Here is a 21409-nt window from a genome sequence, read left to right as displayed (position 1 = left end):
CAGCCGTTCTTTCCTCATGCGGAGCGGCTTTGGGTCACGCTGGCGCACACCGCGCGACTCAGCCCAGCTTAAGCCGAGGGGTCGCTCAGCCGCGGACGGCTCGACGGCATGTGCGGTTGTGTTGATCCATGACATCGAGGCCGCCCCTTTCACCGCATATCGCGCAGCACGTTACTGAACCGCCGTGCGAACTATGAGAGCTGTTGCGCATTCCTCGCCTCCTGTCGGCATTAGGTGGATAGCCCCCCTTTCTTCGCTGCAGCACCATGCCCGCACGTGAAGTGCGACGCTGGCAATGCCTAGTCTCGCGGCATGTGCGGACACCGGGCGCGCAAACGTTTGAGCTCTGAATTGCGCCTCCTTGGCGAAGCGGCACGCTCCATCGGGGTGCTTCGCCGGCCAAGTCTTAATTGTTTGACTGTAACGATATTTCCATCTTGATTAATGCAATGAGTCGCGCGTTGACGCTTAAATGCCGCGTGCGGGCGGGCTTTCCTCGACGGAATTCAACTAGAGGTGCGTACAGCAACTGATCTTTAGCTATCAGTGCCATCTCCTTGCCTTTACGCGGTTAAAGGACGGCAATCCGAAACCCGACGGGCGAACCTTGGGGTTCCCGCTCGCTAAACGCGCCAAGCCCGCCTTAAGCTAGCCCATCGGCGGCATCTCTGATGCCGACGTAGATTTCATCAAATCTGCCCCTGTGACGCAATATGGTGGCATTACATAGATCGTATTTGCCGAGCGGGCGCAGCAGCAGATTTCGGTCTTTAAAGAAAGCCTGAAGCTTCGGACCGATGCCCGCGAGATAGCCTGCATCCTTCGTTTTCAGATCGAGCGCTGTGATCGTGCCGGTCCGACGAACGTTTGCAAAGCGGGGGTCGGCGCGGAATGGCTCAATTGCCTGCTCTTGCATCGTGGCGACCGACGCCACACGTTGGCGAGATTCCGGATCTTGCCAGAGATCCAGGTTGGCCTTTGCGGCGGCGCATGCCACTGGATTTGCCGTATATGAACTCGAATGAAAGAACGTACGCGTCCGATCTTTCGAATAGTGCGCGCCGAAAATATCCGCGCGACAGAGTGTCACCGCGAGTGGAAGCGCCCCTCCCGTGAGGCCCCTCGAATAGCAAGCGAAATCGGGGGTGACGTTAGCTTGCTCGCAGGCGAATAGTGTTCCGGTGCGATCCCAGCCTGTCATGACCTCGTCGGCAATGAACAGGACATCCGAGGCCTCGCAGATCCGCCTCATCTCTCTTAGCACCCAGGCTGGGTACATCAGCATCCCGCCCGCCCCCAATATCAGAGGCTCCACAACAAAGGCTGCCGGAACTTCGTTGCGACATACAGATTCGAGCGCATCGAGCGTCGCTTGTTCATGACCTCTCGCCGGGAACGGGATTGACGTAACATCGAACAGCAGGGCCTGTACGCCGCGTTGAACACACCACGGGCGCCAACCGACATCGCCCCTATCGTATCGCCATGATAGGAATGTTGCATCACGACGATGCGCGTCCGCTTCTTCCCGATTTTGTGCCAGTAGCCGAGCGCCATCTTTAGCGCGACTTCCACACTGGCCGAGCCACTGTCAGAAAAGAAGACATGCTCGAGTCCATCGGGTGCGAGCTTCAAGAGTTGCGCAGCAATCTCCTCCGCCGGTTCGTGGGTGAAGCCTGCGATGATGATCTGGTTGAGCTTGCCTGCCTGTTCCTGGATGGCGCTCACGATATGTGGATGGCATGGCAGTGGGTCACCACCCACCAAGATGATATAGCATCGATAATTCGACGACCATCAGCGGTGTGGACATAGGCGCCATTTCCACGTATAACTTTTGTCATCTCCTCTTGGAGAGCGTGTTGTGTGAACGGATGCCAGATCGGCGACTTCGGCTTCGTCCTCATTGCTTGAATTGATCGGCGCGGAAGGAGCTTCTAAAGGCGGCCTGCAGCGTGTCTGCTGCGAGGGGAGACAGCCAGGGCAATCGCCCTAACCAACGCGCCCGCCCAATCTCCCGAATTGCGATCTGGGTCTCAGCATTTGGTTCCCCAATGAAGGCAATGCCAAGAATAGGGATCTGCCGCTTGCGCAGAGCCTCTATCGACAGCAGCGAATGATTGATGGTGCCCAGTGCCGTGCTCGCGCAAAGCACGACCGGAAGCCGCCATCGCTCGAAGACATCAATGTAGAGTGTATCGCCCCTCAGCGGGACCATCAAGCCGCCAGCGCCCTCAATCACCAACGGTCGCTCCCTGGTGTCCGGCACATCGAGCAAATCTGGCTCAATGCAGATTCCATCAATTTCAGCGGAATGATGGGGCGAAACGGGCGTTTGAAGGCGATAACGCTCCGGCACGATGCGATCGGGCGAGAGACTGCCCAGCCGTGCGACGAGCTCGGCATCAGTCTCTCCTTCAAAGCCGGCCTGAATCGGTTTCCAATAGTTCGCGCCGAGGAGATCGGCGAGTCCCGCGGAAAACACCGTCTTCCCGATTCCCGTATCTGTCCCTGTCACCACGATCCGCTGCCTCATCGAGTTTCACCTCTTGTCTCCTCTCTCAGAGCATCGAGCATTGCACGCACGTCAACCTCCACGATGTTAAGTGTCAGCGAAATTCGCAAACGGGCCGTGCCCGCCGGCACGGTTGGCGGCCGGATTCCGCGGATATCGAACCCGCGAGCCTGCAATGCAGAGGAAAGTCGCATCGCACGTGCGTTGTCGCCAACGATATACGGCACGATCTGCGAGACCGAAGGACTTCGCCAACCGCGCAAACCCAACTCCCGATGCGTGAACGCGACCAGCTTGGCCAGACGCTGCTGCCGCTCAGGTTCATGTTGCAGGATGAAGAGCGCCTCCCGCACGGCAACAGCCATCAGCGGTGAGGGTGCCGTGGCGAAGATGAAGGGACGGCAGCGATTGATCATGAAGCCGCGCAGCACGCCGGAGGTAGTGACAAGCGCACCAGCTGCACCCAGCGCCTTGCCGCAGGTTTGAACGACCAGGAGATTTTCCCGCCCTTCATAGGGGGCGGTGAGCCCCCGTCCCCGCTCGCCGTAAACGCCCGTGGCATGAGCCTCATCCACCATCAACAACGCGTCGTACCGGTCCGCGATCGCGACCAGGTCTTCGAGTGGTGCGAAATCGCCATCCACGCTGTAGAGACTTTCGACCACGATCCAGACGCGGCCCGTTCCGCCCTCGGCCCGCCAGTCACGAATTGTGTCTTCGATCGATTGGGGATCATTATGGGCGCTTATCCGAAACTCGGCACGGCCAGCGCGCGCGCCTTCATGAATACTCGCGTGCACCAGAGAGTCGAGAACAAGCAGATCGCCCCGCTGCGGCAGCGTTGTCAGGACGGCAAAATTTGCGACATAACCGCCACCAAAGAATAGCGCCGTCTCAGCCCCAAAGAACTGAGCCGCTTCTGTTTCGAGAGTTTCGTGTTCGTCGCAGTTGCCGCGCAAAAGCCGCGACCCGCCAGCTCCGATCGGTGTGCCGGCTTCGAGCGCGGCGTAAACAGCCTTCTCGATACGCGGCGCGCTCGCCAGCGCCAGATAATCGTTCGATGCAAAATCGATCCCTGCACGCAGCTCGAGGTGACGCAGCCGGTTGTCTTCCTTCAAGGCATGCAAGGCAGCGACATAGTCACCCACTATGACCCCGTGGATTGAATGCATTCTTCACTCGCACAGTAGCGGTCGATCTCGCGAAGGTTCCGATCGTAGAGAGGAGCACAAGCTTCAGCATCGGCCTCTTGGCTTAGCACCTGACAAGATGCGATTTTCGCGATCAACTACCACAACGCTTGGGCTGAGCGTTTTTGCTTCCGCCTCATCAAAGGAGGCATATGCAACGATTATAATTTTATCTCCGGGCATCGCGAGTCGCGCAGCCGCGCCGTTCAAGTCTATGGCGCCCGACGCCCGGGGCGCTTCGATCACATAGGTTCTGAAGCACGCTCCGGTTTCGATGTTGTAGACTTCGACGCGCTCGTTGATCAGGAAACCTGCCGCATCCAGCAGCCCACGATCAATCGAAATCGAGCCATCACTGTGCAGATCGGCTTCAGTCACCGAGGCGCGAAGGATTTTGCCTTTCATCAAGGTAATTTGCATTTATCGCCTAAACCCGAGTTTGCGCACAGCGCGCTCGTGGAGCTTCTTCAATCAGGCAAGCCCGGACGTGACGCCGAGCCGGTCCAACAAATTCGCGTCACGGGCGCGCTGCGGGTTTTTGGTGGTCAAAAGCACATCGCCGATGACGATTGAATTCGCGCCGGCCAAAAAGCACAGCGCCTGCAGTTCATCGGTCATATACTGCCGTCCAGCGGACAACCGCACGACGCTCTTCGGCATCATGATCCGGCTCGTCGCGACCAGGCGCACCAATGCGATCGGATCGGGACGCTCCGCGGTGTCATTGACCGGCACGCCCTTGATCTCGTTCCACAGGTTGATTGGCACGCTTTCCGGATGACTGGGAAGATTGGCGAGTAGCACGAGCATGCCGAGCCGGTCCTCCACGCGCTCACCCATGCCGACGATACCGCCACAACAGACCTTGATGCGGGCGTCGCGCACGTGTGCCAGTGTGTCGATGCGATCTTGCAGGGTGCGGGTGGTGATGATCTTGTCGTAGAACTCGGGCGAGGTATCGACGTTGTGATTGTAGAAGTCGAGCCCGGTCTCGGAGAGCCGTGCGGCCTGCTTCGGCGTCAGCATGCCGAGTGTGACGCAGGTTTCCATGCCAAGATCTTTGACCGCGCTGACCATGTAACAGACCTGATCGAGATCGCGGTCCTTTGGACTGCGCCACGCCGCGGCCATGCAGAAGCGGCTCGCGCCGGCGTCCATGGCGGCTTGCGCGGCGGCGACCACATCGGCGCGATCCATCAATCGTATCGCTTTCAGCCGGTGTCGTAATGCGCGCTCTGCGAGCAATAGCCGCAGTCTTCCGGACAGCCGCCGGTCTTGATGCTAAACGGGCTTGCTATTTCGACGCGGTTTGGATCGAAGTTCTTGCGATGAATGCTCTGCGCCTGAAACATCAGCTCGGCAAACCGCAGGCCATAGAGCACTTCGGCCTCGGCGCGCTGCCAGTCACGTCGGACCGGCGCGCTGTTGCCCCTGTTATTCCGTTCCACTCCCATGGCAGCAACCATAAGTCTCGCCTTCCTTACAATAGATAATCTTGGCTATTACTATAATGTGGCCGCCCGTTGCCTGCTTTGCTTTTTCGACATGAAACATACCCGTATGCCGACGACCAAAGACCGCGAAAGTATGCAGGGACTGCAGAAATTCTGCAAAACGAGCGGGCTTATGCCGATCATCGACGGAGGCGCAATGATAGATAATCTATGATGACTGACGAGAACACGACGGTTGCGGTGCGCATCGCGGAGTTAATCGGTGAGCGCATCGTCAGCGGCGCGCTGCAGGCGGACACCCCACTCCGGCAGGATCACGTCGCGCGGGAATTCAATTCCAATCACGTCCCGGTGCGCGAGGCTTTTTTGCAACTGGAGGCCCGACATCTTGTCGTCACTGTGCCCCGTCGCGGTGTGCGGGTTGCCCCGCTCGACACCAATTCAGTGAAGGAGATCGCCGAGATGCGTGCTGCGCTCGAAGTGGTCGCGTTGCGCAACGCAGCGCCAAAACTCACATCGGCTCATTGGCACGGATTGAGCTCGCCCTGATTGAAGCAGACAATGCCCTGACCATTCAGGAGTTTGAGACGAGCAACCCCGCCTTTCACCATGCGTGGCGCCCAGCGCGATGCCGCGCCTACTCGCGAGCCTGGACGGACTACAACTCGCAAATTCACGATTAGTGTTCGCTATGGCGCGAAGTGTCGGCTGGCGACCACGGTCCAACCAGGATCACCGCCTGATTCTGCAGGCACTTCGAGCGCGCAACGTTGATCAAGCCTGTAACCTGCTGGCACGCCACATTCAAACGATTGAGCGCCTTGCCCTTCCCGCTTCCTGAGCACAAATAAGATCGGATGAGCTTCGTTGAAAACCGCAGACCATCGCAAGGGCGTCAAACTACCGCTTGGCGAGCGTTGCGGCGGCCTCGATCCTAAGCTAGTTATGCGACCTACTTCCGAAATCACTAATGGCTGTCCATGATTCGTCACATCGTCTTGTTCACCGCCAAGGATAACGCCCATATCGACCAAATCATCGAAGGCCAAAGGGTACTCACCACAATCCCACTTGCAAACCGGCTCGAGGTTGCTCGCAATCGCAAGTCCGACCAGTTCGGCAACGATGTCGACGTTGTGGTCTACGGTGAGTTCGACAACGAGATGGAACTCGCAGCTTACAAGGCGCATGATCTGTACCAGGAATCGATCAGGCGGGTACGACCGCTCTGGGAGCTACGGTTCGCGGCGGACTACAATGTATCAACAGATGCGCGTTTGGCCTCAACGGCAGCGAAGAGCCAAGTTACTCGGCGCACCGTGTCCACGGGCGGGGGTTAACCTGACAATCGATTTCAAGAGCTTGCGGGTCCCAGACGAGCGTCGCTCTCGTTGGGGTCGGAATCACAATCGGAGCACGCCTCACAACACGGCAGTCGTTGGTGACTGACAGTCCCATGCACGTCCGCGAGCTGCAGTGGATTGAGCCGGTCACGGCGCTCGATGTCTCGCGCATCGAGCACACCTCACGTTTTTCGATAGCGCGGCAAGGCATGAGTTGCTCGGGCGCTACTCATATCTGACCTGCGACCCGTTCAGCACCTAGATCGTCGCGGACGGACAAGCGAGTTGCAACGGAGAGGCTCTCGAGGGCGATCCATGGGAAGTCCTCGCAGCCTGCTCGCCAAGTATCCGCAAGAGCATCGTCCTGATCTTCCCGCCGTTCCAGGGAGGCGCGGCCGGCTTCCTCGCTTACGATCTGACCAGAACTCTGAAGCGATTGTCGGCGCCGACGCTTCCCGGTCAGCGTTTGTCCCAATCCATCCTCCATTTCTATGACGTGGTCATCGGCTACGACCACCATGACGATAGATGCTGGGTCGTTTCTACCGGATGGCCGAAGCAGGATCCCGCACGTCGAGTCGAGCGCGCACGCCGTCGAGCCGACGAGTTTGCAGCAGCATTACTTGCGGGCCCAAAGACGTCGGGGAACGAGTCCACCGGCCGAGCTGCCGCATGGCATTCGAGCTTCAGCCGTGAGAGCTACATTGCGGCGATACAGCGCGTCGTCGACTTGATTCTGGCTGGAGAGGTCTTCCAGGCCAACATTGCGCAGCGCTTCAGCGCCCGCCTATCGACCTCATTTGATCCTCTTGCCTTCTACTGCCATCTGCGGTCATTGAACCCGGCACCCTTTGCAGCCCTCCTGCGCTACGGCAAGCTCACCATCGCATCGAGCTCGCCGGAACGATTCCTGAGGCTCGAGGGACGACAGGTCGAAACGCGGCCCATTAAAGGCACGATCGCGCGTTCCGCGGATTCCATGGAAGACCAACGCCGCGCTGAACTCCTAGTCGCGTCCGAAAAGGACCGTGCCGAGAATACTATGATCGTCGACCTCATGCGCAACGATCTGTCGGGCGTTTGCACTCCACATTCGATCGACGTTCCAGTGCTGTGCGGCCTCGAATGCTACGCCTCAGTGCACCACCTCGTATCGATCGTTACGGGTGAACTTGCAGACGACCAGGACGCTATTACCCTGCTTCGAGCTTGCTTTCCCGAAGGCTCGATTACAGGGGCGCCAAAGCTGCGATCGATGGAAATTATCGCAGAAAACGAGCGGGCGGCGCGAGAGGTCTATTGCGGGGCGATTGGCTTTATCAGCTTCAACGGGCACATGGACACGAATGTCGCGATCCGCACTGTCACGATCGACGACGACCTAGCCGTGTTTCATGCGGGTGGCGGTGTAACGGCGATGTCGGATCCAGAGGCAGAATAGGAAGAGACGCTCGCAAAGGCACAGCGAATCTTTGATGCATTTCGTGTTGAAACATCCGGTGCATCTTGATTGTCATCATCGACAACTACGACTCCTTCGTCTTCAACATTGCCCGCTATTTCCGCAAGCTTGGTGAAGCAGCAGAAGTGATCCGGAACAACGTGGTCGGCGTTAGCGATCTGGTTGGCCTCAAGCCGCGCGGCAGTAGTTATCTCGCCCGGTCCCTGTAGTCCAGCTGAGGCCGGAATATCCACCGCCGTCGTCCGCGAACTTTCGGGTCAAGTCCCTATTCTAGGCATCTGCCTCGGTCACCAGTGCATTGGGAGCGTTTTCGGCGGTCAAGTGGCGCGTGCACGTCGCCCTATGCATGGTCGATCCTCCTACGTAACTCATGATAGCCGAGGGCTATTCAAGGACCTCCCGTCCCCACTTCGCGTCGGGCGCTACCATTCTCTCGTTGTCGAGATCGATGAGTCATGCGCGTCGCATCTCACGGTGACAGCGCGTTCGGAGGAAGGCGAGGTCATGGCCCTCGCACATCGCTATCAACCAACCTATGGCGTGCAGTTCCATCCGGAATCGATACTGACTCGACAAGGGGACGTATTGCTTACGAACTTCTTGCGGCTCTCCGAGACCTTCACCTTCTGAGGGAGATTGGGAATCGCAGATGCGGCTACTCAAGTTCACGGAAGCTAATCGTTCGCTTCTGCGCGTCTGAGACGCTTATTGATCGCCTACTTCAGCCCAGGGTAATCGTCATAGATGACGAACTCGACAGCATCCAAGCCGCGGATATTCAGGGTCTCCAAACAATTCTTCCAGCTCGACCGGCTCTCGCGATTGGCAAGCTCGGTCGCGAGCACCTGACGCCGGCCTTCCCAGTCGACGCTAATGGCGATCAGCTCCGATTGGCTTGCACTGATCCCCAACTTCTCGAACGCGCTCGTGACGCTATAGATTGATCTGTTCGTGGGGCTCATCGTCCAACTTGTTTGACCGTGAGCAAAACTGCAAGGTAGGAGCGTATCGGCAACGAAGTCGAGACGCTTTACACTAATGGGCCGGCCGGCGGCGGCGGCGGGACAAAATCTGTGCTCGCCGTGCAGTCCGTGCTGCTGCCGCAGAACTCTCCAACCCACATTCACCTTCGTGGAGACCTGATATGAAGCTTCGCGAGATCGCCCATTCGCGGACCGGCTACAAGGGCAACACGCTGAACGTGTCGTTCATCTGTCACGACCCGAACCACTATGCCCATTTGTGCGCCGGACTGACGTCAGAACGCGTGGGGGTATGGCTCGGCGACGTGGTGCATGGCCGCGTGACACGTTACGAATTGCCGAAGCACGCCGCGCTAAATTTCGTCCTCGGCGGTGCACTCGGCGGGGGTGTGACGCGCTCACTCGCGCTGGACGCGCACGGCAAGTCGGTCAGCTCGTTGCTTAACCAGATTGCCGAGCCGGATTGGTCGAAGGACCCGTAGGCAGTTCCGCGCGCGCTTCGAGGGCTCAACGGACTAAGGGCGTCAATGTTCATCGCTGACGGGATCGGCGTGTTGCGACCAGCTGAGATCTTCGGTCCTGCTTTAGCTGTTGGTGCTGGTGCTGGTCGCCTTACCTGTCAGCTCCAGCACGAGATCTGCTGTTGTTGCGATCTTTACCGGCCGATACTGCGCACGGAGCGCATTTTCGTGTCGGCTTTCCGTATACGACGTACATGCATCACTTGCGCAGATCATCAAGAAGCCGCGGTCTGCGCCGTCTCGCAAGGCCATATCGATGCACTGGTCGGTGAGAACGCCAACCACGATGACGGCCTCAATCCCGATATTTCGAAGCACATATTCGAGAACGGTCGTGTTGAACACACCCGAGCCGGTCTTTGGAAGAGCGATTTCGTCGCCCACCGGAGCGATCTCGGTGAGCACCTTCGCACCCCATGAGCCCTTGGGCACATGAAGATTCGCCAACTTGTGCAGAACCGAACGATCACGCCCATCTTGGGTTAGGCTTTCGATGGTCGCATAGATCACCTCGACACCGTTGGTACGGGCGGCATCGAGTAGCCGCTGTACGTTGGGCACTACGAGACGCCTGATTCGATCGACGTAATCCGGATATTTGAGCTGCACTTCCTCGGAAACTTCGGCGTTCTGCAGATCGACCACCAAGACGGCGGTTTTTTTTGGCTCGATGCGGATTGCAGACCAGATTGCTTCGCCGGTGAGTTCCATTTCGTCTTCCGTTGGTTGATTTTGGAAGCGGGAAACACATCTCGCAACTGACTTTTGTTTCGTTGGGAAGTCGGCACAGCGACCGATGAGATGGGTGTAGCTCAAATATATTGCGGTCTCCTCAAGGCCGAATTTCATCAATATGCGATCTCCTATCGCTGAATTCCTGTGCTTGATGGCGAGAATACGACGAGATCAAGCTTCGAGCCTCTCGGTCGATGCAGCGCCCTTGGGCAGTTCGTCTGATTGGCCATGGATCTCCCGGACCTGGTGCTCCGGGTCTCCGCGCTATCTGGCCGCACCAATTAACGCGCCTGATTGACGTTTTGAGAGCTCGCGATGATCCACCACGGCCTTTTCAATGCTGGAAGAAGCTGAACACCTGCCCGACAGAGGGATATCGGCGTTTCGCAGGACCGCGTATGATGGGGTGGACGCCCCGCCGACGGCATCGATGTGCCAAAGTGGAGGTGTTTAGCACCACTCAAGGGAGGCGTCCGTGTCGGAGGTTAGCATAATCGGTCTGGACATCGCCAAGCAGGTTTTCCACGCTCATGGAGCAGACGGGAAAGGGCGAGCTATATTCAGCAAACGGATCAGCCGAGGAAAGCTGCTGGATTTCTTCGCAGCAGCGCTGGAGGCATGTGGCGGAGCCCATCACTGAGCCCGTCAGCTCACTCGGCTTGGCCACGAAGTTCGGCTGATCCCTCCCGCCTATGTAAAGCCGTTTGTGAAGCGGCAAAAGGACGACGCGATCGACGCCGAGGCGATCTGCGAAGCAGCGCAGCGGCCGAGCATGCGGTTCCTGGCCGTGAAGAGCGAGCAGCAACAGGCGGCGGGTCTGGTGTTTCGGACCCGTGACCTGTTAGTGCGGCAGCGAACGCAGCTCATTAACGCGATCCGGGGACATCTCACTGAATATGGTTGGGTCGCACCTAAGGGGCCATCGCACGTGGCGATGCTTATCGATCTGATCGAGGAGGAAGAGATGGCCAGCTCGCTTCCCAAAGCGGCCCACGCCATGTTCCGATTGATGTTGGACCTGCTGACCGACCTCAATGGCAAGATCGCGGATCTCGACCAGGAGATCGCGCGACGTGCTCGCGAGGATGAGGTATCGCGCCGGTTAATGACCGTTCCCGGCATCGGCCCAATCTCCGCCGCCGCGATCGCCGCTCTAGCACCGCCGGCCGAGACCTTTGCCAAAGGCCGTGACTTCGCGGCATGGCTCGGTCTCACGCCTCTTCAAAGATCGACAGGCGGCAAGCAGAAGCTCGGTGCGACATCCAAGATGGGCGAACGCCCGCTCAGGCGCCTTCTCATCATCGGCAGCAGCGCGGTCGTGCAACAGGCGAGCAAACGCGGTGCGCCAAGAGGATCGTGGCTCGAACAGGTGCTGGCTCGCAAACCGCATGCTGGTAACGGTCGCGCTCGCCAACAAGATGGCGCGGATCGTCTGGGCGCTACTTATCAAGCAGGAGAATTACAGGGCTCCGGTCGCAGCCAAGGCGTGATCCTGGCCGACCTGAGGTCGTCAGAGATGTAGTCGGTCGAAGGAGAGTATGGCGCAACAGTCGGCGAGACGAGACCGGAAGAACCAGGTGTACTCATCGCGCCTACCGAGCACGCGTTTCTGATTTGATTCCGGTCTGCGAACTCCCATACGGGCCCGCAGCTTCATCGCTGGACCATCAGAGGCCGGACAGATGGCAGCATCCGACTACGTGCCGATCTTCTTCAAAAATCGCTTGCATCTCGCGGGGCGTCCACAGATGAGTACAGCGGTGGTGCATTCTCGATGCCGACCTCTTTCCTGATATTGCCGACACGCTTCCGCCCGCCGGACGCCTTGATGTGCTTGCTTTCAGTTGCACCTCTTGGACGGTGGCGATAGGTGCAGAAATCGTACTGTCTCAGCTTAAGGAAGCAAGAACCGGCATCAAGTACACTTCTCCCGCCCACCAACCGTAGCAGCGTTGCGGCAGCTCAAAAAGAAAATGGCGCTGCTTTCGCCGTATGAGTTCGTCCTGCACCGGCCCTTGAGGAACTGGCCGAGCGCACAGGCGTGAGCGCGTCGTCGATCACGCGTTTCGTCGGCAAGATAGGCTTTGCGGGTTATCAGGGGTTTCAACGCCAGCTAATAGCGGAGTTGCGAGAAAGCCGAAGCTCCCTGCTACAGCTTAAGGCTACTGAAAAAGTCGGTAGCTCCGAAGCCTTTCTGGCCGACTATGCACAGCGTGCCGCAGACCGCATACTCGAAATGAGTGAAGGCGTTCCGCAGGAACAATTCGATCGCGTCTTGGCGCTCCTGGCGGATCCAACTCGGGCCGCTTTTCTAGTTGGTGGACGAGCCAGCGACAACATTGAAGCCTTCCCGTCAGTGCACCTCAAACGGACCAGTGGCCGCATTTGCTGCTCTCGATGCGCAGGCAAGATGTTTTAGTGTTGTTCGATTTTCGCCGCTATCAGCGGGACCTGGAGTCTCTAGCTGAGATGTCGCGACCCATTGTCGGAGTCGAGCGCGGTCGGCGGCCGAGCAGGACGCATTTCGACAACCTCCCAAGCGCAGTGAACCCCGGCTTCGGGATTTGAGCGCAGCTTCTTCGTTCACGACCTGTCACAGGGACACAGGACTGAAGCGATATCTGTCCTGTTGCTCTGAGAGCTCATATCAACAAAAAATAAGCCGCGTGTTCTCACGGCGGCGCTGTAGCGACTCGCTACCGACTAAATCAGGGAGTGGCACGAGCCCGCATTGTCGTCGGTTTTTGGGCGGCCATGCGGACTCTCGCAATTACCAATTCGTCAGCGTCGGAAACGACAGGCCGAGAATACGATGATCGTCGACCTCATGCGCAACGATCTGTCGCGCGTTTGATCGAGCAGCTCGAGCCGGCCATCGAGGATATTGAAGAGACCCAGGCCGAGCAGGAAACCGCGGCCGCGATCGCGGCACCTGAAGCCGCCAAGCAGAACCGCGCGCAAATCGGCGGCCGTCTCGACTCCCTGAAGCAGCCTCCTGGAGCCACCGCCGGCGGAAGTTTATCGATTTGGTGAAACAGGGAGAGTCGGCGATCGCAAGCAATGCGGTACGCCGTATCGAGATGCTCTTTGCCAAAAAGAACAGCGGTTCGGCTTGTGGTTCTACGGGGTTTTGAACGTTGTGTGGAGAGCATGGAATGGGTGCAAACGCGGCAAAGCGGCATATTCACTCCGGTGATGGATTTCGGCACGTCAAGCACTCTCAACGCCGCATTCCGTCTCAGGCAGAGCTCATTTGCCGACGATTGTCGCGGCAGATCGCCCATTCTCGCACAACGAGCGTCTACGGGGAAGTGCGGGCGTAGCAATAAAACATGTACTGTCGCTTCATCTCTGGCTGATCGATGCGGGGTTCCCGATGTGGATCTCGGTGGCGTGTGTATGGGCGGAATGCGAAGAGTAAGTGATCAGATCTTAGGCGAGGAATTCCAATGCTGAGGAACACGAAGCCGGTTTGGGACTGCGTTGAATCTCACAAAACGAAATTTTTCGGTTTGAGCGATCGGATTTGGGGGCAGCCCGAAGAGAACTATCAGGAATTCTTCGCATTCAGCGAACATCGCCAGACGCTCGCCGTCGAGGGCTTTAAGATCTCTGAAGCGTTGGCCGGAATACCAACAGCGGTGATGGGTGAAGCGGGTAAAGGGGGCCCTGTTATCGCGATCCTTGGTGAATACGACGCGCTGCCCGGTTTGAGCCAGGAAGCAGGTGTAGCGGAACAGCGGCCTCTCGTTCCGGGCGGTTCAGGGCACGGCTGCGGTCACAATATGCTCGGCTCGGCCTCGCTCTTGGCTGCAGTGGCGGTAAAGGATTGGCTGGCTCAAGCCGGGCTGCCCGGGCGAGTGCGTTACTATGGCTGCCCTGCGGAAGAGGGCGGCTCCGGCAAGAGCTTTTTGGTTCGCGCTGGCGCGTTCGACGATGTCGACGTTGCGATTTGTTGGCATCCCTCAGCCTTTACGGGCGTGTGGCCTGCGGCTTCGCTCGCGTGTGTGGAAATGGAATTCACGTTTCATGGTCGCGCCGCCCATGCCGCGGTTGCGCCGCATCTTGGGCGAAGCGCGCTCGATGCCGTGGAGCTCATGAGCGTAGGGGTGAATTATATGCGCGAGCACATGCCCTCCTCGGCTCGCGTCCACTACGCTCTCGTGGATGGTGGAGGTATCGCGCCAAACGTAGTGCAGCCGCGTGCCGTTGTGCGTCATCTCGTTCGGGCACTTAAGCTCAATGAAATGTGGGGTCTGATCGAGCGGGTCAAGAAGATCGCCGAGGGCGCGGCGCTAATGACCGAGACCAGAGTGGAGATCAAACAACTGTCGGGCGAGGCGAACTTGGTTCCCAACGCTCCCTTGGAAGAAGCCATGCATGCGAACCTGCTGCAACTGGGCGGAGTCAACTTCGACAGTTCTGATATGGAGTTTGCCCGACGCATCCAAAGCACTCTCTCGCCGGACGATATTCGTTCGGCATATGGCCGGCATGGTTTGCCAGTGAGCTCAGAACCTCTCAGCGGCCAAATCTACCCGCCGGACGGCTCCCGCACCGACTCAATGGGCTCCACGGACGTAGGAACAGTGAGCTGGGTCGTCCCGACAGTGCAGTGCTTAGTCTCATGCTATGCTATCGGGACGCCAGGTCATTCCTGGCAGCTGGTTGCGCAAGGCAAATCCAACGCTGCTCACAAAGGACTCGCCTTCGCCGCAAAAGCTATGGCAGGCGTGGCCGCCGACGTTCTTTCGGGTCCCGCTCTCCTGGCCGCGGCAAAAGAAGCGCTTGAGAGGTACCGTAAAGACAACGAGTTCAAAAATCCCGTAGGACCAGAAGCCGCCCCCCCGCTCTCTATGGCGGCAAAATGAAGTCCACCTTTAGTCGGCTTTGAGGGTGCGATTGTGCGCCAGCGGCACTCCATCAGATGTTCGTCGATCGAAGCAAGGTGATCGGCTACCCGGAAGCGCTGATTGCCAATCCCGACCGCGACGGGTACGACGCAATAATCGATGTCATCTTGGACAAGGGGCTCGGCCGCAAGGGGATAGGCCTTGAAGCGAAGCTCCTGCCGACGTTCGCCGTCGAAAAATGCAAGTCCCGGTTGGCCGACGCGAAACTCCTCGATTGCACGAACGTCGTCACCTGGATTCGCGGCGAGAAATCGGACCTGAAAATTGCCATCATGCGCGAAGCCGCTGCGATTTCTGATGCCGGAATGCTCAAAGCGAAGGACGTTATTCGCCCGGGCGTGCGCGAAGCCGATGCATCCGCCGAAATTATAGCAACGCTGGTCCGCGGCGCTAATGGCAAGCCCGGCACCGATGCCGCGAGCTTCTTTCTGTGCGCTACACCACGAACTTCCACGTGTCACATTCGCTGGACAGAGGACGTCCCGGCAAGGTTCGCAGATCAGCCTCGAGTTCACCGGCGCGCGTCACGGACTCTCCTAGGTTTCATTCCGCTGATTGCGTCTCTTCCGGGCGAGCTTAGTTCTTCTTTGTTTGGAAGAGAGTATCGAGTCGCCGTAAGGAATTTGTCAAAAAACGAAGCAAACCGCAGGAATCCTGCGCTTGAATGCAGTGGATGCAAGTTTTTTTTGCGACCAAGGGTCCAAATCCTTCTTGCTAAGTTTAGTGTCTGCGAAAGCTCCCCGCTGAACTTGTGAGCGCGTTCCATCAACCAATCTGAACATGAAGTTTGTAAGCTGTCGACAACTGGCGAAAGCTTGCCACTTCAAGTCTGTACCGGCGTCAAAGCAGGACTTTGATCAGCATCTTGAGCTCTTCCTTACCGAAAAGAAACGAACGGAGATTGCCCCCCGCCCCCGAACGGGAGATCATGGCTCTGTCGGCGCTGGAGCGCTCACGGCTTCCGTCTTGATGCGGGGCCGTCAACGACAGTCCGCGGCGGAGATGGCTGCTCAAGGAGCTCTCGCCGGACAAGCCGCATGCAGACAGGTAGTCCGGTGATACTCAGTTTTCAGGCGAAGGCCGCACTTAAACCTATTGAGGTCATGCTTGCGGCTTCATCGTCAGGAAAAAGCAAACAGGCTCTCACGGCACTAGATCGCGAATGAACCTCATGCCATCCTTGCCCTTCCTGTACGAAGCTGGCTCGCTATCGCTCCGTTTGATTGCTACTCTCTCCGTTCCTCAGATCCCGATCGCTTCGTATGCTTCGGCGATCTGCCGGATGGATGCGACGTACGCGGCGGTCCTGTAGTCGCCGAGCTCCGGCCGTTCTTCCATCAGATTTGCAATGCGTGCCCAGGTGCTCCGCATGACGTCCTCAAGGCCGGATCGAACGAGATCGATCTCCGCGCCTCCTTCAAGAAACTCGTCGCGCATGTCGGCTGGAAACTGCTTGCCAGTCATCCGTTCCAGCGCTGTAGCGATCGTCTGGTTTCGCCTTTCTCGGCGCCGCCGTTCCATTAACCCGAACGGGATGTGTGTCAGGTTCTTCACCCACTCGAAATAGCTGACGACCACACCGCCGGCATTCACATAAAGATCCGGTAGGATGGTTATTCCTCGAGAACGGAGTATCTTGTCAGCCTCGAAGGTGACAGGGCCATTGGCGGCTTCTGCCACAAGATGCGCTCTTATGTCGCCCGCGTTTTTCGAGTGAATGGCGTTTTCCATTGCTGCAGGAATGAGAACATCACAGGCCAATTCGATTCCCGACATGTCGTCAGCAGCAGACGTGGCGCCAGGAAAGCCCAGAACGCTGCCCGTTTGAAATTGATGACGCTTCAGCAATTCAATGGAGAGCCCCTTTGGATTCGCAACATAACCATCCCTCTCCGCAACCGCGATCACCCGGGCCCCGTCCTCCTCGGACAGGAATTTAGCCGCGTGATAGCCGACATTGCCAAACCCTTGGACCACAATAGAAGCCTCCTTGAGATCGCGTCTACCATTCAAACCTCGGGTGCGCGGATCGCGAAGATAGCTCTGGATCGCAAACTGCACGCCCCTGCCCGTTGCCTCGGTGCGACCGGCAATACCGCCTTTCGACAAAGGCTTTCCCGTTACACAGGCGCGTGCGTTGACTACATCGGTCGGGTTGGCGCGGCGGAATTCGTCCATCATCCAGGCCATTTCCCGCTCGCTTGTGCCGATGTCCGGGGCCGGAACGTTGACACCAGGACCGATCAGGCCGCGCTTATTGAGTTCCTGGGTGAAGCGGCGCGTGATGCGCTCGAGTTCCTGTGGGGCCCATTCGCGCGGATCAATCTTGAGGGCTCCCTTCGAGCCGCCAAACGGCACATCGACAAGTGAGCATTTGAGCGTCATGAGTGCAGCAAGCGCCTCCACCTCTTCGGCATCGGCGTTCGGCGCGTAGCGAATACCACCCTTTACAGGTTCAGAGTGCTCGCTGTGGACTGATCGCCAGCCAATAAAGCTGTACATGCGGCCGCGCAGTCTCACGCCAAAGCGGACCGTGTAGGTCGAGTTACATTGAATGATCCGCTCCGCCAGACCCTCGGGTAGATCGAGAAAGGTCATGGAATGCCTGAAATGTTTGTCGACGCTCTCAAGAAAGCCATTAGAGTTAGCCTGCATTATACATTCCTCCTTGCGGTCATGGCGATCGCCTCTATCGTTCGTTCTACATCTAGGATTGTTGAAGCATTCGACTCGCGATCTTCGCAGATGCTCGCGAGCTACTGATAATCACTGCTTCGCGGTGGGGCTTCGTCACTTGTCCGCAGCACTACACCTTTGCTGGATTTAACAGCTTTAGCCCGCGCCGCCCGAATTCAGACACCAGGCGCTGCGCTCGATTCGTGGGCCCGTTCACTAGCGCTTGAGGTGAAGTGAACGAGATCTCACTCTTGTAGTCGTGGGACAGAGCTGGCTCAATCTCGCGCAACTGACCAGCACTGAGCCAAAAGGCTAAACCAAGCCTCCCCGCCCCGACAATGCCAACGAGGTGATAAAAGTCGCCTTTTCGGGAGTTGGCCGTAGTCATTGATTAATCGCCGCAGGTAAAGTCACGATCGGGGGCGTGGCCAGGTCGACGAGAATGCCGGGCGCTCAGCCATTCCTGCTACATCTCGCCCGTAACACAGGGCTCGGAGATCGTCGGCTATGCGACAGACGCAACGTTTACCGGGTGGCGGCTCAGGATATCGCGCAGAGCCTGAAGGACATCAGAGAGTTCTTGGAGATCGTTCGGCGCGCCAAGGCAGATCCGGATTGCGCCGGGCTCCTCCTCGCCAACTGCTGACGCGATGCGAGGGGTTACGAGTATGCCGCGACCTCGGGCCGCGGCGGCAAAACGATCCGCGGACCACTCTTGCGGCAATGGCAACCATCCGTAGAAGGCCGCGTACTGAAGTTTCGCGATTTTGGGGAAGACATCCAGAAAGACCCGGTAACGCTCAAGCGCTTGCAAACGTCGCTCACGCAGAAGCTCCTCAAATTTCCCGCTCTCGATCAGCCGCACCACGACCTCACTTAGCATCGGAGCCACAAACCAGGCGGAGGCGTGCAGGAGAAGCTCGGCTTGAGCAACGTGCTCTGCCGGGACCGATAACGTGCCGAGTCGGAAAGCTGGCGCAAGACATTTGGAGTAGGACGTGATGTAGAAGGTGCGGCTCGGCGCTAACGAGGCGATTGGCTCCGGACGTTCGGAGAAGAAAAAGCTGTAAACGTCATCCTCGATGATAGCGAGATCGAGTTCCTCGGCCAGTTCAGCAAGGCGCCGCCGGCGAGGAAGGCCCATCGTGCGGGCAGTGGGGCTCTGCAAGGTCGGCATGCAATACAGCACTCGTGCCCCAGACGCGCGACACGCCTGTTTCAGTGCTTCCGGGTCTATTCCCTCTTCGTCCATCGCCACGGGCACCAAGTTGAGGTGACCGGCAGCGGCGATCGCTTTGAAGCCCGAATAGGTGAAGGTGTCGACCAGGACGCTATTGCCCGGCTTTACCGTCAGGCGGACGGCGATGTCGATGGCGTGCTGAGCGCCATTGCACAGAAACAGCTGGGCCGGTCTGACCGTGAAGCTGCTATCCGAAAGCGATGCAGCGATAATCTCACGGTGCTTCCAGATGCCTCCATGGGGATGGTAGCGCAGCAACGGTGCAAGATTAGGCTCGCGGACCACCTCAGTGAACATGGCGGACAAGATCTGCCTCTCCCCACCCTCCACGGGGACGTTCAGCGCCAGGTTGACGGGTTCATGTCTTACCGTCGGCTCGGCTTGGGAGGCGGAGCGGCGCCGAACGAAGGTACCCTGCCCGACATGGCCGCTGACAATACCGCGTTGCTCGGCCTCTTGATAGGCTTTGCTCACCGTGCCGACGGAAAGACCAAGCTCCCGCGCCAGGTCACGGTGCGGCGGCAGGCGATCGCCATCCGATAGCCGGCCATCGGCGATGTCCTGCTCGAGTGCATTGACCAAGGCTAAGTAACGCGGACCGTCAGAGGCGAGCCGCCGAGGTCGCCAGCCCGAAATTGGTCCATCCAAGGTCATGTCCCCTGTTCCTGTTCCTTTTCCTTTCGGTCCCATCGGCTGTTAGACATGAAGATGGCCCACATACTTTCTGACAGTGTAGGATTCCAGACCCTCGATGCCGCCCTCGCGGCCCCAGCCACTGTCGCCGATTCCGCCGAATGGCGTTTCAGGTATCGTCACCACCATTTGGTTGATGCCGATGACGCCGACCTCCATCTCCTCCGCTATGCGGTTGGCAGTCGCGGCAGAGCGGGTGAAGGCATATCCGGCCAGACCGTAAGGCAATGCATTCGCCCGTGCGATGGCCTGTTCTAGGTCATCAACAGGTTGTACCAGCGCAAGCGGGCCAAACGGCTCCTCTCTCATGGCTCTCGCCTGGTCGGGCATATCAGCCAGGATCGTGGGCCTGTACATCAGACCCGCCGCCTTCAGTCGTTCACCTCCGACCACAAGGCGCGCCGAATGGGACAAGGCGTCGGAGATCAGGTCGTCCATGGCTGCGATACGGCGCGTGTTGGCGACGGGGCCCACCGTGGTGCCCGCTTGCAGGCCGTCACCTACAACTTGCTTCTCCACGAAAGCGCGAGCGTGTTCGAGGTACTCTTCGTAAACCGGCTGTTCCACGAAAAACCGTGTCGGCGAAGTGCAAACCTGGCCAGTGTTGCGTAGTTTGATAGCCATCGAGAGTTCCGCCGCGCGCTGCACATCGGCGTCTTTCGCGACGATCACCGGTGCATGGCCGCCCAACTCCATGGTCGCGAGGGTCAGGGTCTCTCCTGCGAGCCGAGCGAGGCGACGTCCAACTGGTGTCGATCCCGTGAACGAGATTTTGCGGATGATGGGAGAGCGCAGCAGATATTCGGAGACCTTCGCCGGTATGCCGAAAACCACGTTCAGCACGCCTTTTGGTAGTCCTGCGTCGGTGAGCGCCCGCGCCATCTCCAGCGTTGTACCCGGCGTTTCCTCCGCCGGCTTGATGATGCAAGTGCACCCGGCGGCAAGAGCGGGGGCGATTTTGCGGGCAGGCGTTACGGCTGGGAAGTTCCAGGGCGTGAAGCACGCGACGGGGCCGACAGGCCCCTGCGTGACCGTCTGGCGCATATCGGGCAGGCGCGCCGGGATGACACGCCCATAGCTGCGGCGCCCCTCTTCCGCAAACCAGTCAAAGAACTCTGCCGCGGCGTTGATCTCACCTTTCGCTTCCGCCAGGGTCTTACCTTCCTCCAAGGTCAGCACCGTGGCGATGTGGTCTAAACGCTCGCGCATAAGGCCAGCCGCGCGGCGCAAGATCTGCCCGCGCTCATAGGGTGAGGTGCGGCTCCACCCTTCGAAGGCCCGGCTTGCCGCAGAAAGCGCGCGGTCGAGTTCTACCGTGCCGACGTGCGGGAGCTTGCCCAGAGGCTGCTCCGTAGCCGGGTTGAGAACGGTCTCGCTTCCAGCATTGGTTTCCTCGATCCATTCGCCATCGATGAGGAGGGCCAGTTTGGTATACATATTCTATTCCTTAGACGGATATGATGCGTTCAGACGCCTGTGAACGAGAGCTCGGTTGGGCCGAGCTCTTTGATCGAGGCCGTTCGATGCGAAATGTTTGTGCTAGCCCTCTCAACGAGGTCGTCGATCGAAGTTCATCTCTCTGATGGTAATTTCTGAGCTCATGTTGGCTCAACCCTTGGCCCAGCGAGTAAGACCGTCATCGGAGATGATTTTCGCGATTGCTGCTTTCTGTTCGTCTGCCAGC

General features: G+C 58.6%; 13 protein-coding genes and 8 pseudogenes. 11 read left to right on the top strand and 10 right to left on the bottom strand.

Going from position 1 to position 21409, the window contains the following annotated elements; genetic code table 11:
• Positions 1 to 643 precede the first annotated feature (643 nt).
• The 5 genes and pseudogenes from AC0L27_RS38895 to bioB form a co-directional block, all read right to left on the bottom strand.
• Positions 644 to 1907 (bottom strand): annotated as a pseudogene (locus tag AC0L27_RS38895) (adenosylmethionine--8-amino-7-oxononanoate transaminase).
• Positions 1904 to 2536: a dethiobiotin synthase gene (gene bioD / locus AC0L27_RS38890; protein ID WP_473323184.1), complete on the bottom strand. Its 633-nt coding sequence runs from the start codon at positions 2534 to 2536 to the stop codon at positions 1904 to 1906. The pseudogene AC0L27_RS38895 and the gene bioD overlap by 4 nt, the downstream one beginning before the upstream one ends.
• Positions 2533 to 3687 (bottom strand): 8-amino-7-oxononanoate synthase, encoded by a 1155-nt coding sequence (locus AC0L27_RS38885; protein WP_473323182.1) that lies wholly within the window; start codon positions 3685 to 3687, stop codon positions 2533 to 2535. Before AC0L27_RS38885 ends, bioD begins: the two co-directional genes overlap by 4 nt.
• Positions 3688 to 3750: 63 nt before the next feature.
• Positions 3751 to 4125 carry an aspartate 1-decarboxylase gene (gene panD, locus AC0L27_RS38880; RefSeq protein WP_473323179.1) on the bottom strand — a complete coding sequence of 125 codons (375 nt, stop codon included), beginning with the start codon at positions 4123 to 4125 and terminating at the stop codon, positions 3751 to 3753.
• A 51-nt stretch (positions 4126 to 4176) separates the two neighbouring features.
• Positions 4177 to 5171: pseudogene (gene bioB / locus AC0L27_RS38875) on the bottom strand (biotin synthase BioB).
• Positions 5172 to 5372: 201 nt separating this feature from the next.
• Between bioB and AC0L27_RS38870 the strand changes: the two are divergent.
• The 4 genes and pseudogenes from AC0L27_RS38870 (at position 5373) to AC0L27_RS38855 (ending at position 8594) form a co-directional block, all read left to right on the top strand.
• Positions 5373 to 6000, top strand: a pseudogene (locus AC0L27_RS38870) (GntR family transcriptional regulator).
• A 139-nt stretch (positions 6001 to 6139) separates the two neighbouring features.
• The gene (locus AC0L27_RS38865; protein ID WP_473323177.1) at positions 6140 to 6499 is read left to right on the top strand and encodes a Dabb family protein; all 360 of its coding nucleotides are present in this window, start codon (positions 6140 to 6142) and stop codon (positions 6497 to 6499) included.
• A 265-nt stretch (positions 6500 to 6764) separates the two neighbouring features.
• The gene (locus AC0L27_RS38860) at positions 6765 to 7943 is read left to right on the top strand and encodes an anthranilate synthase component I family protein (protein WP_473323197.1); all 1179 of its coding nucleotides are present in this window, start codon (positions 6765 to 6767) and stop codon (positions 7941 to 7943) included.
• 65 nt (positions 7944 to 8008) lie between these two features.
• Positions 8009 to 8594: pseudogene (locus tag AC0L27_RS38855) on the top strand (anthranilate synthase component II).
• Between the two features lie 89 nt (positions 8595 to 8683).
• Here AC0L27_RS38855 and AC0L27_RS38850 read toward each other — a convergent pair.
• Positions 8684 to 8872, bottom strand: a pseudogene (locus AC0L27_RS38850) (transposase); the annotation flags it as partial.
• Positions 8873 to 9108: 236 nt separating this feature from the next.
• Between AC0L27_RS38850 and AC0L27_RS38845 the strand changes: the two are divergent.
• On the top strand, positions 9109 to 9429 hold the full coding sequence (locus AC0L27_RS38845; RefSeq protein ID WP_473323174.1) for an AtuA-related protein: 321 nt from the start codon (positions 9109 to 9111) through the stop codon (positions 9427 to 9429).
• Between the two features lie 102 nt (positions 9430 to 9531).
• Here the strand turns inward: AC0L27_RS38845 and AC0L27_RS38840 are convergent, their stop codons facing one another.
• Positions 9532 to 10317 (bottom strand): cysteine hydrolase family protein, encoded by a 786-nt coding sequence (locus AC0L27_RS38840; protein WP_473323172.1) that lies wholly within the window; start codon positions 10315 to 10317, stop codon positions 9532 to 9534.
• Between the two features lie 361 nt (positions 10318 to 10678).
• Between AC0L27_RS38840 and AC0L27_RS38835 the strand changes: the two are divergent.
• From AC0L27_RS38835 to AC0L27_RS38810, 6 genes and pseudogenes are all read left to right on the top strand, one after another.
• Positions 10679 to 11693 (top strand): annotated as a pseudogene (locus AC0L27_RS38835) (IS110 family RNA-guided transposase).
• 530 nt (positions 11694 to 12223) lie between these two features.
• Positions 12224 to 12622, top strand: a pseudogene (locus AC0L27_RS38830) (MurR/RpiR family transcriptional regulator); the annotation flags it as partial.
• 431 nt (positions 12623 to 13053) lie between these two features.
• A complete protein-coding gene (locus AC0L27_RS38825; protein ID WP_473323170.1) occupies positions 13054 to 13236 on the top strand; it encodes a hypothetical protein in 183 nt (60 codons plus the stop codon).
• Positions 13233 to 13337 carry a hypothetical protein gene (locus tag AC0L27_RS38820; RefSeq protein WP_473323195.1) on the top strand — a complete coding sequence of 35 codons (105 nt, stop codon included), beginning with the start codon at positions 13233 to 13235 and terminating at the stop codon, positions 13335 to 13337. The genes AC0L27_RS38825 and AC0L27_RS38820 overlap by 4 nt, the downstream gene beginning before the upstream one ends.
• Positions 13338 to 13652: 315 nt before the next feature.
• A complete protein-coding gene (locus AC0L27_RS38815; protein WP_473323166.1) occupies positions 13653 to 15074 on the top strand; it encodes a M20 family metallopeptidase in 1422 nt (473 codons plus the stop codon).
• Between the two features lie 35 nt (positions 15075 to 15109).
• Positions 15110 to 15647, top strand: a pseudogene (locus tag AC0L27_RS38810) (M24 family metallopeptidase); the annotation flags it as partial.
• A 711-nt stretch (positions 15648 to 16358) separates the two neighbouring features.
• Here AC0L27_RS38810 and AC0L27_RS38805 read toward each other — a convergent pair.
• The 3 genes from AC0L27_RS38805 to AC0L27_RS38795 form a co-directional block, all read right to left on the bottom strand.
• The gene (locus AC0L27_RS38805; protein ID WP_473323192.1) at positions 16359 to 17714 is read right to left on the bottom strand and encodes a Glu/Leu/Phe/Val family dehydrogenase; all 1356 of its coding nucleotides are present in this window, start codon (positions 17712 to 17714) and stop codon (positions 16359 to 16361) included.
• A gap of 583 nt (positions 17715 to 18297) precedes the next feature.
• Entirely contained in the window at positions 18298 to 19686 is a 1389-nt protein-coding gene (locus AC0L27_RS38800) for an aminotransferase-like domain-containing protein (protein ID WP_473323163.1), read from the bottom strand.
• 42 nt (positions 19687 to 19728) lie between these two features.
• Complete coding sequence (locus AC0L27_RS38795; RefSeq protein WP_473323161.1) at positions 19729 to 21162, bottom strand: NAD-dependent succinate-semialdehyde dehydrogenase; 1434 nt, start codon at positions 21160 to 21162, stop codon at positions 19729 to 19731.
• Between the last annotated feature and the right edge of the window lie 247 nt (positions 21163 to 21409).

The sequence above is a fragment of the Bradyrhizobium sp. Ken51 genome, from assembly GCF_055807435.1.
The sequence above is the reverse complement of the archived record's forward strand: the minus strand, read 5'-3'. Positions and strand labels throughout refer to the sequence as shown.